Below are 13677 nucleotides of genomic sequence, written 5' to 3'. Positions count from 1 at the left end.
ACCCCGGATCGACAAACCCGCTCGAAGAAATTTCAAGACGCCAGGAACAGCTCCAGCTGCTCGACGACGAACGCGTGGTCGTCGGCCTGGGGAAGGCCGGACACGCCGACCGTGCCGACCGGTCCGACGCCCCGGACCAGCACGGGGAACACGCCGCCGTGGGCCGCGTAGACGTCCGGGTCGAGGCGGGAGTCCTCTTCGAACGTGCCGCCCTTCGCGCGGAACTGCGTGCCGACCAGGAAGGAGCTGTGGCCGTAGCGGTCGACGACGCGGCTCTTGCGCTCGATCCAGGCGTCGTTGTCGGCCGACGTCCCGGGCAGCGCCGCGTGGAAGAGGCGCTGGCCGTTGCGGCGGACGGAGATTGTCACGGCCAGCCCGCGGTCCCGCGCGGCGGCCAGCAGCTGGGCGCCGAGGGCGAGCGCGGTCTCGTTGTCGAACTTCGTGAACTGGAGGCGTTCCTCCTGGTCAGCGAGCTGGGCGAGGCGTTCAGCATCGGTCATGGACCTATTAAATCAACACTGTTGTTTAATCGCCAGCGAACTCGGTCAGGGAGAGCACGTTGCCGTCGGGATCGCGGAACCAGGCGATCCGGCCGCCGGGCGTGGTCCAGATTTTGTCGGTGTCCTGTGGCAGCGTGTCGAAGGTCAGGAACTCGACGCCCCGAGCACGCAGCTCGGCGACGGCCGCGTGGATGTCGGCCACCGCCCAGCCGAGCACGGTGAACGGGTGCGGCGTGAACTCCTGCACAGCGGTGACACGCAGCATGGTGCCACCGCTGCGGAACACACAGGCGAAGGGAGACTGCTCGATGAACTCGAGCCCGGCGACATCCGTGTAGAAGGCACGTGAGCGTTCGAGGTCGGTCGACGGTGCGAAGGCGACCAGATCCGCTGAGTCGAGCATGGCTCCACCTTTCTCCCGGCGGCGACGGTACTCCTTGCCCGGCGTGCTGACGTGCGGAAAGCTCGCGCCGAGGAGGTGGGCATGGGCCGGATCCGGCGGCGGACGGTGCTCGGTGGCGCGGCCGCGGTGACGGTGGCCGGTGCGCTGCCCGCGGCGTGCGCGGTGCCGGCGTCGCGCACGGGCACGATCGACGACGTCCGCCACGTCGTGGTGCTGATGCAGGAGAACCGGTCGTTCGACCACTACTACGGGACGATGGCCGGGGTGCGCGGGTTCGGTGACCGCGCGGCCCTGCGTGACGTCTTCCGGCAACGCGGCAGCGGTGGTGGCGGTGACCCGGTGCTGCCGTTCCGGATCGACACGTCCGTGGTGGACGGTCAGGACCTCGGCGAGCTGCCGCACGACTGGAACAGCACGCACCGCGCGTGGAACGGCGGCGCGTACGACGGCTGGATCGCCGCGAAGAGCCCGATGACGATGGGGCACTTCGCGCGTGAGGACATCCCGTTCCAGCGGGCGCTGGCCGGCGCGTTCACCCTGTGCGACCACTACTTCTGCTCGATCCAAGGGCCGACGCAGCCGAACCGGCTGTTCCACTGGACCGGCACGATCGACCCGGACGGGGTCGCGGGCGGTCCGGTCACCCACAACTTCCCGGACTACGAGCCGTCGTTCCGCTGGACGACGTACCCGGAGCGTCTGGAAGCCGCCGGGGTCTCGTGGCGGATCTACGCGAACGACGAGGAGCGTGGCGTCCCGGAGCACTTCGTCGGGGACTACGGCGACAACCCGTTGTGGCTGTTCCGGAACTACCACGACGCGTTGTACTCGATGGACCCCGTGAAGCAACGGCTGGCCGAGCGCGCGAACCTGCGCACGAAGCTCAAGCCGGACTCCGGCCGTGGCCAGGACCTCGACCACGTGCTGGCCGAGTTCCTCGCGGACTGCGACGCCGGGACCCTGCCCGCGGTGTCGTGGGTCGTAGCGCCCTACGGCTACTGCGAGCACCCCGCAGCCCGGCCGGTCGACGGTGCCGCGTACGTCCAGCGAATGCTGAAAGCGTTGTGGGACAAGCCGGAACTGTGGGAATCCACCGTCGTGTTCGTCAACTATGACGAAAACGACGGGTTCTTCGACCACGTCCTCCCGCCGACCCCGCCACCCGGGACACCCGGCGAGTTCCTGCCGGCGAACCGGCCCGCGAGGGGCGCGCCGTCCGGGCCGCCGGCGCCGATCGGCCTGGGGCCGCGGGTGCCGATGACCGTGATCTCGCCGTGGAGCCGCGGCGGCTGGGTGAACTCGCAGGTCTTCGACCACACGTCGGTGCTGCGGTTCCTCGAGACCTGGACGGGGGTGAAGGAGCCGAACATCTCGGCGTGGCGCCGGGCGATCTGCGGCGACCTGACCAGCTGTTTCGACTTCCGGACGCACGACACGACGATCCCGCTGCTGCCGGACGTCGCCGCGTTGCGCGCCGAAGTGGACCGGACGCAGGCACGGCTGCCGAAGCCGGGAGTGCGGCCCGGTGCGTTGACGCAGGAGTCCGGCACCGCGAAGGCGCGCCCGCTGCCGTACCAGCCGGTCGCGTGGGCCACTGTGGAGCCGGGCGGGCTCAAGCTGCACTTGGCGAACCACGGCACCGAGGCGCTGCAGCTCTCCGCGCACGCCTACCACGCGGGCGCGACGGTGCAACGCTTCGACGTCGCGCCGAGCGGCGTCGTGACCGGCGACGTCGCGTACGGCGCGTCCTACGACGTCGCGATCCACGGCCCGAACGGCTTCCTGGTGGAAGCGTCGGGCAGCGGGCCCGGCCTTGACGCCGCCGTCACCTTCGAGGCGACACCGGCGTTGCGCGTGACGGTGACCAACGCCGGTCCGGCGCCGGTCGCGCTCAACGGCGTCACGATCCCGCCGAGCGGCGAGCACGACTTCCCGGTGGTGACGGCGAACGGCTGGTACGACGTCACGTTCGAAGCGCCGGGGTGGCGCCGGCGCTTCGCCGGGCACCTGGAGGACGGCCGCCCGTCGCGCACCGGGCCCTAGCGGAGGGCGTCCAGGGCGAAGGCGGCCAGCATCGCGACCCCGTTCGGCATCGCGTCTTCGTCGAAGAGCACGCGGTTCGAGTGGTTCGCCGCGGCTTCGGCGGGGTCGACGCCGGGCGGGCACGCGCCGAGGAACGCGAACGCGCCCTGAACGCGTTGCAGGACATAGGAAAAGTCCTCGGCGCCCATGATCGGGTCGGCCATCAGCTCGACGTTCTCCGGGCCGAGCACGGCTTCGCCGATCGTCAGGACCTCGGCGGCGACGCGGTCGTCGTTGACGGTCACCGGGTAGCCCGGCCCGACGTCGGCGACGACGCGGCAGCCGTACGCCGCGCCGACCTGCTCGCACACCTTCGGCACCTCGGCGCGGACCAGCGCGCGCGTGTGCTCGGACAGGGCACGGATCGTGCCCTCCAGCTCGGCGGTCTCCGGGATGATGTTCGACGTCGTGCCGGCCTGGATCCGCGTGACCGAGAGCACGGCCGGGTCGAACACGCTGACCCGGCGCGTGATCATCGTGTGCAGCGCGCCGACCATCGCCGCGGCCGCGGGCACCGGGTCGATCGCGTGCTGCGGCGCCGAACCGTGCCCGCCCTTGCCGGTGACGCGCACGAAGAACGAGTCCGCCGACGCCATCTGCGTTCCCGGCCGGACCGCCAGCAGCCCGCTGCGCAGGTTGGCGAGGATGTGGACGCCGAACGCGCGCTCGACCCGCGTCCCGGCGGCGTCGAGCACGCCTTCGTGGATCATGAACCGGGCGCCGTGGTGGCCCTCTTCGCCCGGCTGGAACATGAACACGACCGACCCGGCCAGCTGATCCTTCCGCTCGGCGAGCAGCCGGGCGGCGGAGGCGAGCATCGCCACGTGGGTGTCGTGCCCGCACGCGTGCATCGACTCCTCGTCCTCGGACGCGAAGTCCAGCCCGGTCGCCTCGGTCAGCGGCAGCGCGTCCATGTCGCCGCGCAGCAGCACCGCCGGGCCGGGCCGGGAGCCGCGCAGGACGGCCGTCAGTGACGTCGCGGCCTTGCCCTCGGTGATCTCCAACGGCAGGTCGGCGAGGGCTTCGCGGATGGCCGCCTGGGTGATCGGGAGGTGGAGGCCCTGTTCCGGGTGCCGGTGCACGGCGCGTCGCAAGGCGACGGTGCGCTCCTGCAGCGCCCGCGCGTCGTCGAGGAGGCCGGCGAACGGCGTGCCGGGCAAGGTGGGCAGGTCAGTGGGGCCGGTCATGCTCCCGATAGTGCCCCATGCGGCGCTTCGGGCGCACCGTGCGTGCGCTCGGTCGAGCGGCGGAATACGGTGTGCGCATGGCGGTGGATGAGCCGGTCACGGGCTTCGCGGTAGCCGTGGTCCGGGAGGACGGTCGGTGGCGGTGCAGTGCGCTCGACCCGGGGGCGTTGACAGAGCTGGACGCGGCGATCACTGAACTGGGCAAACTACGTTCCACCGGCGCGGCCTTCGGGCTACTGGCGGTCGACGACGAGTTCTTCGTCCTCGTCCGGCCGAGCCCGCGGGGACCGGCGTTGCTGCTTTCGGACGCGGCGGCGGCACTCGACTACGACATCGCGGCGGACGTCCTCGACGTCCTGCGCGTCGAACCGCCGGACGAGGAAGACGACTCAGTCTGGCCCGAAGGCGACCTCGAGATCCTCGCGGACCTCGGGCTGCCGGCGCCGGAGCTGGAGGTCATCGTCGGCGAGGTCGACCTGTACCCGGACGAACAGCTGCAGATGATCGCGCAGCGCGTCGGGTTCGGCAGCGAGTTCGCCAAGCTCCTGGACGAGCTCTGAGACGCCCGTCCGACACCGAGGCCGTGGAGGCGGCGCTGGAGGCCGCGCGCGCCCCCGGTGCCGACGTCCCGATCGGCGCGGTCGTGTTCAGCCCCGAAGGCCTCCCGTTGGCCGCGGCGCGCAACGCGCGCACGGAGCTGGGCGACCCGACGGCGCACGCGGAGGTCCTGGCGCTGCGCGCGGCCGCCAAGGTGGTGGGCGACGGCTGGCGCCTCGAGGGCTGCACGCTGGCGGTGACGCTGGAGCCGTGCACGATGTGCGCGGGCGCGCTGGTGCTGGCGCGGATCTCGCGGCTGGTGTTCGGCGCGTGGGAGCCCAAGACGGGCGCGGTGGGGTCCCTGTGGGACGTCGTCCGTGATCGTCGGCTGAACCACCGCCCGGAAGTCCACGGCGGGGTGCTCGTCGCGGAGTGCGCGTCCCTGCTGGAGACGTACTTCGCGACGCGTCGCTGAGTTCTCCTCTGGGTACCCCTTAGGTGAGGTCCCCGTCGAAGGAGGAACGTCGTGACGATGAAGGACAAGGTCCAGCAGGCAGTCGGCGGCGCTCGCGAGAAGCTCGGAGACGTGACCGGCAACGATCGTCTCAAGGCTTCGGGCCGATCCCAGCGAAGGACGGCCCAGGTCCGCGAAGTGGCTCATGACCTGCGCGACAAGGCACGAGGCGTGATCCGCGACGTCCAGACCCGACGTCGCCCCGGCCGCCCCGCTGACCCCATGTGAGGCCGGGGAAGGCCCTCCGGTATATTTCTTGGCGGTGGCGTGTCCGAGCGGCCGAAGGAGCACGACTCGAAATCGTGTGACGGCTAATCCCCGTCCGTGGGTTCAAATCCCACCGCCACCGCGCACCCGGACCCCCGGTCGGCTCAGCCGACCGGGGGTTTCGGCTTTCGCGGGAGGCCGCGGGTTTACCACGATCCGTGGGTCGTGTGCCACCTGCCGATCTCGTAACCGAAGAGGTGCGCGGAGCCGACTCTGGTGGCACGCAGCCAGTCCAGGCCGGCGTCGAGCATGGTCTCGCAGTTCGGATCCGTCAGGTGCTCCGACGTCAGTAGCTCCCAGACCACCCGAGCGCCGCCGCGAGAAGCCTCGCCACCGGCCGGCAGAACCGCGGATGCGAGCTTCTCGATGAAGCGCGCGGGATCGGCGTGCGCGGTCGAATGCAGGCTGTAGATGAGACCGGGAGTGTCGAACGACGCGGGAGCGTTCGGTGAATGCGCCTCGGTCCGGATATAACCGACGACCCGGTCGACGATGTCTGCGGGCAACAGAGAAGTCTTCCGTTTCCGGTTGAACAAAGCCATGCTGTTCCTTCCCGCGGTCACCTCGAGGTGGGTGACGGCACCCTCCCGGTTCGCGCGGAAGCCGGCCCTTGTTGCAGGGCGGGCGAACAATCACTCGAATGCCTCACCCTTGACTTGAAGGGCTCTTGAAGTGTGACCGTGGTGGGGTAGCCGATCACGAGGGAGCACACCATGACCGTTCTCGTCACCGGGGCCACCGGCCACACCGGACGTCATGTCGTCAGTGGCCTGCTGGACGCCGGGGTCGACGTGCGCGTTTTAGTGCGGGACGCGGCGAAGGCCCCGGCGGGCGTCGAGGTCGTTCAGGGGGACATCGCCGATCTCACCGAAGCCGCCGAAGGCGTTGACGCTGTCTATCTGCTCTGGCCTTCCTTCGATTCCGAGGGCATCGAGAAGGCCCTGAAACCGTTGGAAGGCAAGAAGGTCGTCTACCTCTCCGCGATGAGCGCGGAGCACGGCGGTGTCTGGGGAGACGTCGAGAAAGCCGTCCAACGGATCACTGACGACTGGACCTTTCTGAGGGTCACCGGCCTCGCCACCAACACCCTCGGCTGGGCGGACCAAGCCGCGACCGGTGTCGTCCGGGGGCCTTATGGGCAAGCCCGGAGGTCGCTCGTTCACGAGCGCGATGTTGCCGACATGGCGGTGAAGGCGATAACCGGTGACCACGCCAAGCAGATCTACCTCGTCACCGGACCCGAAGCGCTCACCGAAGCCGAGCAGGTGAAACTCATCGGGGATGCGACGGGAAAGTCGACCGTGTGGGAAGAACAGCCGGTTGCGGAAGCGAAAACTCAACTGGGTCAACAGATGGGTGTGGAATTCGCGACTACCGCCCTGGGGTATTGGGCGTCGCTCGTTACGGAACCGGAGCCCGTCTCGCTGGACGTCGCTCGGGTCACCGGGCATCCTGCGCGGCCCTTTGAAGACTGGGCCCGGGAGCACTTCAGCTGAGGTCGACCGCCGGGGTCGTCAGTGGTTCCAGTTCCGCGGCAAGGGAAGTCAGCGACGACGCCTTCTCCTGGACCGTCCGGACCACCGATGCGCACGCGCGGCTGACCGTGCTCACCACCTCGGCCGACCGGTCGTCCGACAGGACCGCTGATGCCGCCGCCTCGGCCGCGTCGGCTATTGCGGTGACCTCGACTGACGTCGATCGGGCCAAGGCGTCCAGTTCCGAGGCGATCCGGAGGCCCAGTGCCGCCGTCGTGGCCGCCGCGTGGGCGGCCTTCGTGTACTGACCGTCCACTGTGTCCGCCCAGGTCGCGAACGTTTCCGCGCTGCCGCCGGCGTCCGCCAGGTCGACGCCGGTGCGGAACTCCGTGGACGCCGACGTCACCACCGACGAACCCGCGTCCACCTCCGTGGCGGACGCGCGGATCGCCGCGCGGGAACAGTCGACGTGGCGCAGGGCCGCGACCGGGTCGGCCGCGCCGATCCGGCCGGCCGCCGCTCGGAGCGTGGCCAGCCGGGTCGCGGCCGAGGTCAGTGCCGGGTGTTCGAACAGCTCGAGCGTCACGGTGCCACCGCGATCCGCCTCCGGAAGCCCGAACCGCTCGTGGTCCCGGCCGCCATGCGGAGCCGGCCGGCCAGGTCCGACGTCGCGTCGCCGAGGACGCGCGCGTCCGCTTCGCGCGCGGCGAGCGCGGCCGACCAGCGCGCCGCGAGCTCGCGGGCCTGGGCCGAGATGCCGAACGGCGTCGAGTCGACGCGGGCCTCGGCGAACCGGCCGGCGGCCTTGTCGTCGGCGGCCGCGGCCTGGTCCAGCTGGTCGGCCGCCCGGCGCAGCCGGTCAGGCTTCTTCCGGGTGGCGGAGCCCCCGGGGCGAAGCTCCGGGGCACCACTGTCGATCCGCGAGCCTCTGCCTTTCGGCATGGGGAGACCTCCGTCGTCAAGGGCGCTCACTCGATCGGGGAAGATCTTGCCTCATCGGCCCGCGTGACCCGCATCGCGGTGACCTGCGGCGTTGGGGGCGTTCCACCAAGTGGACGTCTTGACCGCAGGGCGGGACTAGGTTGACCATGGGCGCATGCCCGCCACCTCGGAAAGCACGCCAATCCGGTGGCACGACCGCGCCTCCAAGCGGTCGATCGGGGAAGGCACCGTGGAGCTGCTCCTGCGCCGCGGCCGCCTGGGCTCGCCCCCTGCCTGACGCGAGCCCGGCGTCCGAATTCTCCCGAAAACCCTTGGAGCACAGTCATGTCCGTAGATCTGCCTGCCCGGATTCAGCTGCGTGAGGCCGTGACGCCCACGGACGGCATCGTCGAGGGCCCGCGCGCCCTTCGCGACAACCCGAGCGAACCGTACGAGCTGTTCCGGATCCGCCCGCTCGGCCGGGTGATCGGCGCCGAGATCGACGGTGTCGACCTCGCCGAGCCGGTCACGCCCGGACTGCGGGCCGAGCTCAACCGCGCCCTGCTCGAGTGGAAGGTCGTCTTCTTCCGCGACCAGCGGATCACGCCGGCGCAGCAGCGCGCGTTCGCCGCGAACTGGGGCGAGCTGGAGACCAACCCGTTCATCCCGCGGGGCGAGAACGACGAGGTCACGCGCTTCGAGCGCACCGCGTCCATGCCCGGCTTCGAGAACATCTGGCACACCGACGTCACCTGGCGGCCCAACCCGGCGCTCGGGTCGGTGCTGCGGCTGATCGAGGTGCCGCCGGTCGGTGGCGACACGATGTGGGCCGACATGGCCGCGGCCTACGACAACCTGCCCGAAGACGTCCGCGGCCGCATCGACGGGCTGACCGCGGTGCACGACTACCTCCCCGGGTTCGACCGGTTCGCCGATCCGGCGTTGCTCGCGCAGTGGCAGGAGCGGTTCCCGCCGGTCGAGCACCCGGTGGTCCGCACGCACCCGGAGACCGGGCGGCGCACCCTGTTCGTCAACCAGGCGTTCACGACGCACATCGTCGGCCTCGACCGGGCCGAGAGCGACCGGCTGCTGCGGTACCTGTTCCTGCAGGCCCACACGCCCGAGTTCCAGGTGCGCTTCAGCTGGCGGCCGGACTCCGTGGCCTTTTGGGACAACCGCGCGACGCAGCACTACGCCGTGAACGACTACCACCCGCACGTCCGGATCGCGGAGCGCGTCGCCATCGCGGGCGACCGGCCGTTCTGAGCCTTAGCCTGGGGGCATGACCGAAGACCCCCAGGCAGTGGTGACCGGTTTCCTGAAGGCTCTCGAAGACCTCGACATCGACCGCGCGCTGACGTTCGCGGCGAGCGACATCGTGTACCAGAACGTGCCGTTGCCGCCCGCTCGCGGCGTCGCCGCGGTCGAGAAGCAGCTGCGGCTGATGGCCCGGTTCGGTTCCGGGTTCGAAGCGCGCACGCACCACATCGCCGTGGACGGCAACATCGTCCTCACCGAACGCACCGACGTCCTGCGCCGCGGCGCGTGGGAAGCGGAGTTCTGGGTGTGCGGCACGTTCGAGGTCGAAGGCGGCCGGATCGTGCTGTGGCGCGACTACTTCGACTGGACGACGGTGCTCGCGGCGAGCGCGAAGGGCGCCGGACGGGTCGCGCTGGCCGGCGCGCGGACGCTCATCGGCCGTTATCGGGCGAGGTCCGCCGTCCGCTGACCCGGGTACTGCCGCGATCGTGGGCCCGAAGGTCCACGACCGCGGCTGTCCCCAGTACCAGCACGAACACGCAGCTGAGAACGATCAGCCCCCACATGATCATTCTCCCTCCCCCCGTGTCGTGCTGACTGTTGTGCCTCCAGAAGTGGTCTACGCCACTTTTCCGGCGGCTCTCGCAGACCGTACCTCTGCTTCACAGCGGTGACTCCGGTCCTTGACCTGCATTTAAGGCAGATGCGCCGGATGGGTGACAGGCGTAACGCGAGCTGTAACTCCTCGCGCGCGATCCGTTACGCCCCAACGCCTAAGCCCGCCACCGACGCGATCCCGTCCCGCACGGTCACGGCGGTGGCGCGCTGCGCGGAGACGTCCGTGACGTAGCGCAGCACCCGGTCCGCTTCCTCGCCCGCGAGCGGTTCGCACTCGTTGTCGGCGTTGCGCCGCACCGGGATGAGCTCGAGCCGGGGTTCGTCGCCGAAGATGCAGCCGGCCAGCAGCCCGTCGAGGTGCCGGCCGCGCATCGCCGGCCAGTCGAACACGAGGTTGCCGAGGCTGTAGAGGATCGCGCGGCCGCGGTACACCTCGACGGCCTGGATCGTGTGCGGGCCGTGTCCGGCGACCAGGTCGGCGCCGGCGTCGATCGCCGCCCGGCCGTAGGTCACCTGGTACTCCGCGAGCTCCGCGCCGGGCAGGCCCCAGTGCATCGAGACGACGACGTGGTCGTTGGCCGCCTTCGCCCGGCGCACGTCGGCGGCGAGCCGCTCCAGGTGCTCGGGCACCGGTGCCGTGCGCACCAGCGGCGGCAGTCCCGGGACGTCGGCGACGCGCGGGTCCGGCTGGTAGGACGTGGTCGCAAGCGCTTGCGCGACGCCCGGAGCCGTCACCTGCGCCGCCTGGCCGAACGGCCAGCAGAGCGACGTGTACGCGAGGAAGGCGACCTTCTGCCCGGCGCGTTCGAGCACGGCGGGCGCGTGCGCGGCGGCGAGGCCCGTACCGGCGCCGCAGTGCGCGATCCCGGCTTCGTCGAGCACGGCGAGGCTCGTCATCGCGGCGGCCGGCGGGTAGGTGACGTCGTTCGCGCACGAGACGACGTCGACGTCGGCGGCCGTCAACGCCTCGACCATCTGCTGCGCGGAGTGGCGCCAGTTCGGTTTGTGCGGGATGTCCGCGCCGCCGGAGTTCCCGGCGGTGCCCGACAGCGGTCCTTCGAGGTTCACGAACCGGATGTCGGCGCCCTGGAGCAGGGGATGCAGGTGTTCGAAGGCCTTCGACGGTGTCGCGCGGCCCTGAACGTTGACGTCTCCGCCAAGTACCAACGTGATCACGAAGCCTGCTCTGCCGATCGAGTGACGACGAAAGTAGTTGTTACGAATCGTTGCATCTTTGTCTTCCTGCTCCTCATCTGTTCGGGGGACTATGCCACGACTGTTCAAGCACAAAGGGGACTCAGGGTGACCAAGACCCACAGATCCAAGGCCGCGCTGACGGTGGCCGTCGCGTCGGGCCTGGTGCTCGGCGGGGTGGCCGCACCAGCCGCGCTCGCGACGCCCAGCGCCGACGCGGTCATCGCCGAGGTCTACGGCGGTGGCGGCAACTCCGGCGCCACGCTGACCAACGACTTCGTCGAACTCGCTAACCACGGTACTGCGGCCGCGAGCCTGGCCGGCTTCAGCGTCCAGTACCTGCCCGGTTCGGCGAGCGCGTCGAGCACCTGGCAGGTGACGCAGCTGGCCGGGAGCGTCGCGCCGAGCGGGCGCTACCTGGTGGCCGAGGGCAAGGGTGCCGGGGGCACCGTCGCACTGCCCGCACCGGACGCGACCGGCACGATCGCGATGTCGGCGACCGCGGGCACGATCGCCCTCGTCTCCGGGACCACCGCGCTGACCTGCAAGACCGCCGCGGACTGCGCGGCCGACACCCGGGTCAAGGACCTCGTCGGGTTCGGCGCCGCCACCGTGCGCGAGGGCAACCCGACGGCGGCGCCGGCCAACGCGACGTCCGTCGCGCGCGGCACCACCCTCGCCGACACCGACGACAACGCCGCGGACTTCACCGTCGGCGACCCGACGCCGACCAACGCCGCGGGCGAGACGACCGGCGGCGGCACCGGGCCCGGCGAGCCGGGGACCCCGGCGAAGATCCACGACATCCAGGGCACCACGCGGCTTTCCCCGCTGAAGGACCAGAAGGTCAGCGGCGTGACCGGCGTCGTCACCGCGACGCGGACCTTCGGCTCGTCCCGCGGCTTCTGGCTCACCGACCCGGCCCCGGACAACGACCCGCGCACCAGCGAGGGCCTGTTCGTGTTCACCGGCTCGACCAGCCCGGCTGTCGCGGTCGGCGACGCCGTGACCGCGACCGGCACCGTCCGCGAGTTCTACCCGGACACCCCGTCGACGTCGGTCTACCAGTCGCTCACCGAGCTGGGCACGGCACAGTGGACGGTCGACTCGCACGACAACGCGCTGCCCGCGCCGACCGTGCTGAGCCCCACGACGGTGCCGGAGACCTACGCGCCGTCGCCCGGCGGGAACATCGAGGCGCTGCCCCTGGAGCCGGCGAAGTACGCGCTGGACTTCTGGGAGGCGCACGAGAGCGAGATCGTGAGCGTCAGCGACGCCCGCGTCGTCGGCCCGTCGAACTCGTTCAACGAGCTGTACGTGACGACCAAGCCGGACCAGCACCGCTCCGTCCGCGGCGGCAGCGTCTACCTGGGCTACGACAAGCTCAACAGCGGTGTCCTCAAGGTGCAGTCGCTGATCTCGTTCGACCAGCGGCCGTTCCCGAAGCTCAACGTCGGTGACGCGCTGACCGGCGTCACGTCCGGTCCGGTCGAGTACAGCACCTTCGGTGGCTACACGCTGTTCGCCAGCGTGCTCGGGGCCGACAAGGACAACGGGCTGCAGGCCGAGACCACGCGCAAGCAGCGCACCGGCGAGCTGGCCGTGGCCACCTACAACGTCGAAAACCTGGCGCCGAGCGACCCGCAGGCCAAGTACGACCGGCTCGGCGAGGCGATCGTGACCCACCTGGCGACGCCGGACATCGTGAACCTGGAAGAGATCCAGGACAACACGGGCGCGACCGACGACGGCGTCGTCGTCGCGGACCAGACGCTGCAGAAGTTCACCGACGCCATCGTCGCCAAGGGTGGCCCGCGCTACCAGTGGCGCTCGATCGACCCGGTGAACGACCAGGACGGCGGCCAGCCGGGCGGCAACATCCGCGTGGCGTTCCTGTTCAACCCGGCTCGGGTGTCCTTTGTGGACCGTCCGGGTGGCACGCCGACCACGCCGGTCAGCGTGACGAAGGACCACGGCAAGGCGCACCTGTCGGCGTCCCCGGGGCGCGTCGACCCGGCCAACGAGGCGTGGACGGCCAGCCGCAAGCCGCTGGCCGGCGAGTTCGTCTTCCAGGGCCGCACGGTGTTCGTCATCGCCAACCACTTCAACTCGAAGGGCGGCGACCAGCCGACGCACGGCCGCAACCAGCCGCCGGTGCGCAGCTCCGAGGTGCAGCGGGCCAAGCAGGCGACGGTGCTGCGCGGGTTCGTCGACTCCCTGCTGGCGGCCGACAAGAACGCCAACATCGTGGTGGCGGGCGACTTGAACGACTACCCGTTCTCGCCGGCCGTCCAGACGCTCACCGCGGGTGGCGCGCTGAAGGACCTGATCGCGACGGTGCCGGAGGCGGAGCGCTACAGCTACGTCTTCGAGGGCCAGTCGCAGGTGCTGGACCACATCCTGGCGTCGAAGGCGCCGCGCGGGGTGGACTACGACGTCGTCCACATCAACGCGGAGTTCGCGGACCAGGCCAGTGACCACGACCCGCAGGTGATCCGGTTCCGGCCGAGCACCGGCAACGCGATCCAGGACGCGCTGTACGACCTGCTCGACTACCTGGAGCAGGTGCTCGGGAAGTACTTCCCGCAGCCGTAGTTCCGTTGGGAAGGCCGTCATCGGGTGTTGCCCGGTGGCGGCCTTCTTCGTGCCCACACCTTCGAGTGACATCGAGTGACTTCGAAACCGCTCTGCGTGTTCGGTCGTCTTACTGGGCGACGGG

At 70.5% G+C, this 13677-nt stretch carries 15 protein-coding genes and 1 tRNA gene; 9 read left to right on the top strand and 7 right to left on the bottom strand.

Features of this window, described 5'->3' with window-relative positions; translation table 11 throughout:
• Positions 1-32: 32 nt before the first annotated feature.
• Positions 33-500, bottom strand: coding sequence for a heme-degrading domain-containing protein (locus tag OHS58_RS35080; RefSeq protein ID WP_328645330.1), 468 nt, complete (start codon positions 498-500; stop codon positions 33-35).
• A 25-nt stretch (positions 501-525) separates the two neighbouring features.
• Positions 526-903, bottom strand: coding sequence for a VOC family protein (locus OHS58_RS35075; RefSeq protein ID WP_328645329.1), 378 nt, complete (start codon positions 901-903; stop codon positions 526-528).
• An 81-nt stretch (positions 904-984) separates the two neighbouring features.
• On the opposite strand from OHS58_RS35075, the gene OHS58_RS35070 reads away from it, so the two are divergent.
• Entirely contained in the window at positions 985-2946 is a 1962-nt protein-coding gene (locus tag OHS58_RS35070) for a phosphocholine-specific phospholipase C (RefSeq protein ID WP_328645328.1), read from the top strand.
• Here the strand turns inward: OHS58_RS35070 and OHS58_RS35065 are convergent.
• On the bottom strand, positions 2943-4172 hold the full coding sequence (locus OHS58_RS35065) for a M20 metallopeptidase family protein (RefSeq protein WP_328645327.1): 1230 nt from the start codon (positions 4170-4172) through the stop codon (positions 2943-2945). The two genes, OHS58_RS35070 and OHS58_RS35065, sit on opposite strands and share 4 nt — an antisense overlap.
• 77 nt (positions 4173-4249) lie before the next feature.
• Between OHS58_RS35065 and OHS58_RS35060 the strand changes: the two genes are divergently transcribed.
• The 4 genes from OHS58_RS35060 to OHS58_RS35045 all read left to right on the top strand — a co-directional run bounded on the left by OHS58_RS35060 (position 4250) and on the right by OHS58_RS35045 (position 5572).
• Complete coding sequence (locus OHS58_RS35060; protein WP_247059016.1) at positions 4250-4732, top strand: tRNA adenosine deaminase-associated protein; 483 nt, start codon at positions 4250-4252, stop codon at positions 4730-4732.
• A 23-nt stretch (positions 4733-4755) separates the two neighbouring features.
• Positions 4756-5184: a nucleoside deaminase gene (locus tag OHS58_RS35055; RefSeq protein WP_247059014.1), complete on the top strand. Its 429-nt coding sequence runs from the start codon at positions 4756-4758 to the stop codon at positions 5182-5184.
• Positions 5185-5241: 57 nt separating this feature from the next.
• Complete coding sequence (locus tag OHS58_RS35050) at positions 5242-5451, top strand: CsbD family protein (RefSeq protein WP_328649908.1); 210 nt, start codon at positions 5242-5244, stop codon at positions 5449-5451.
• A gap of 33 nt (positions 5452-5484) precedes the next feature.
• Positions 5485-5572, top strand: a tRNA-Ser gene (locus OHS58_RS35045).
• 64 nt (positions 5573-5636) lie between these two features.
• Here the strand turns inward: OHS58_RS35045 and OHS58_RS35040 are convergent.
• Positions 5637-6032: a hypothetical protein gene (locus OHS58_RS35040; RefSeq protein WP_328645326.1), complete on the bottom strand. Its 396-nt coding sequence runs from the start codon at positions 6030-6032 to the stop codon at positions 5637-5639.
• 171 nt (positions 6033-6203) lie between these two features.
• On the opposite strand from OHS58_RS35040, the gene OHS58_RS35035 reads away from it, so the two are divergent.
• Complete coding sequence (locus tag OHS58_RS35035; RefSeq protein ID WP_328645325.1) at positions 6204-6986, top strand: SDR family oxidoreductase; 783 nt, start codon at positions 6204-6206, stop codon at positions 6984-6986.
• Here the strand turns inward: OHS58_RS35035 and OHS58_RS35030 are convergent.
• Both OHS58_RS35030 and OHS58_RS35025 read right to left on the bottom strand, forming a co-directional pair.
• Positions 6979-7551 carry a hypothetical protein gene (locus OHS58_RS35030; protein WP_328645324.1) on the bottom strand — a complete coding sequence of 191 codons (573 nt, stop codon included), beginning with the start codon at positions 7549-7551 and terminating at the stop codon, positions 6979-6981. The genes OHS58_RS35035 and OHS58_RS35030 overlap by 8 nt on opposite strands.
• Positions 7548-7907 carry a hypothetical protein gene (locus tag OHS58_RS35025; protein WP_328645323.1) on the bottom strand — a complete coding sequence of 120 codons (360 nt, stop codon included), beginning with the start codon at positions 7905-7907 and terminating at the stop codon, positions 7548-7550. Before OHS58_RS35025 ends, OHS58_RS35030 begins: the two co-directional genes overlap by 4 nt.
• 324 nt (positions 7908-8231) lie before the next feature.
• Here OHS58_RS35025 and OHS58_RS35020 point away from each other — a divergent pair, with 324 nt between their 5' ends.
• Entirely contained in the window at positions 8232-9152 is a 921-nt protein-coding gene (locus OHS58_RS35020; protein WP_328645322.1) for a TauD/TfdA dioxygenase family protein, read from the top strand.
• 16 nt (positions 9153-9168) lie between these two features.
• Positions 9169-9615, top strand: coding sequence for a limonene-1,2-epoxide hydrolase family protein (locus OHS58_RS35015; protein WP_328645321.1), 447 nt, complete (start codon positions 9169-9171; stop codon positions 9613-9615).
• Positions 9616-9905: 290 nt separating this feature from the next.
• Here OHS58_RS35015 and OHS58_RS35010 read toward each other — a convergent pair whose 3' ends face one another.
• Positions 9906-10940, bottom strand: a complete 1035-nt coding sequence (locus OHS58_RS35010) for a CapA family protein (protein WP_328645320.1) — start codon at positions 10938-10940, stop codon at positions 9906-9908.
• Between the two features lie 126 nt (positions 10941-11066).
• Between OHS58_RS35010 and OHS58_RS35005 the strand changes: the two genes are divergently transcribed.
• The gene (locus OHS58_RS35005; RefSeq protein ID WP_326956703.1) at positions 11067-13553 is read left to right on the top strand and encodes an endonuclease/exonuclease/phosphatase family protein; all 2487 of its coding nucleotides are present in this window, start codon (positions 11067-11069) and stop codon (positions 13551-13553) included.
• The last annotated feature ends 124 nt before the right edge of the window (positions 13554-13677 follow it).

It is taken from the genome of Amycolatopsis sp. NBC_00348, assembly GCF_036114655.1.
GTDB lineage: Bacteria > Actinomycetota > Actinomycetes > Mycobacteriales > Pseudonocardiaceae > Amycolatopsis.
This window is presented reverse-complemented; position numbering and strand designations above follow the sequence as displayed.

Excerpts from the sequence above, each read along its gene's own strand:
- OHS58_RS35060 (WP_247059016.1), top strand. The coding sequence starts at position 4,250 with ATGGCGGTGGATGAGCCGGTCACGGGCTTCGCGGTAGCCGTGGTCCGG.
- OHS58_RS35015 (WP_328645321.1), top strand. The coding sequence starts at position 9,169 with ATGACCGAAGACCCCCAGGCAGTGGTGACCGGTTTCCTGAAGGCTCTC.
- OHS58_RS35075 (WP_328645329.1), bottom strand. The coding sequence starts at position 903 with ATGCTCGACTCAGCGGATCTGGTCGCCTTCGCACCGTCGACCGACCTC.
- OHS58_RS35025 (WP_328645323.1), bottom strand. The coding sequence starts at position 7,907 with ATGCCGAAAGGCAGAGGCTCGCGGATCGACAGTGGTGCCCCGGAGCTT.
- OHS58_RS35065 (WP_328645327.1), bottom strand. The coding sequence starts at position 4,172 with ATGACCGGCCCCACTGACCTGCCCACCTTGCCCGGCACGCCGTTCGCC.
- OHS58_RS35035 (WP_328645325.1), top strand. The coding sequence starts at position 6,204 with ATGACCGTTCTCGTCACCGGGGCCACCGGCCACACCGGACGTCATGTC.
- OHS58_RS35020 (WP_328645322.1), top strand. The coding sequence starts at position 8,232 with ATGTCCGTAGATCTGCCTGCCCGGATTCAGCTGCGTGAGGCCGTGACG.
- OHS58_RS35080 (WP_328645330.1), bottom strand. The coding sequence starts at position 500 with ATGACCGATGCTGAACGCCTCGCCCAGCTCGCTGACCAGGAGGAACGC.
- OHS58_RS35070 (WP_328645328.1), top strand. The coding sequence starts at position 985 with ATGGGCCGGATCCGGCGGCGGACGGTGCTCGGTGGCGCGGCCGCGGTG.
- OHS58_RS35050 (WP_328649908.1), top strand. The coding sequence starts at position 5,242 with ATGAAGGACAAGGTCCAGCAGGCAGTCGGCGGCGCTCGCGAGAAGCTC.
- OHS58_RS35040 (WP_328645326.1), bottom strand. The coding sequence starts at position 6,032 with ATGGCTTTGTTCAACCGGAAACGGAAGACTTCTCTGTTGCCCGCAGAC.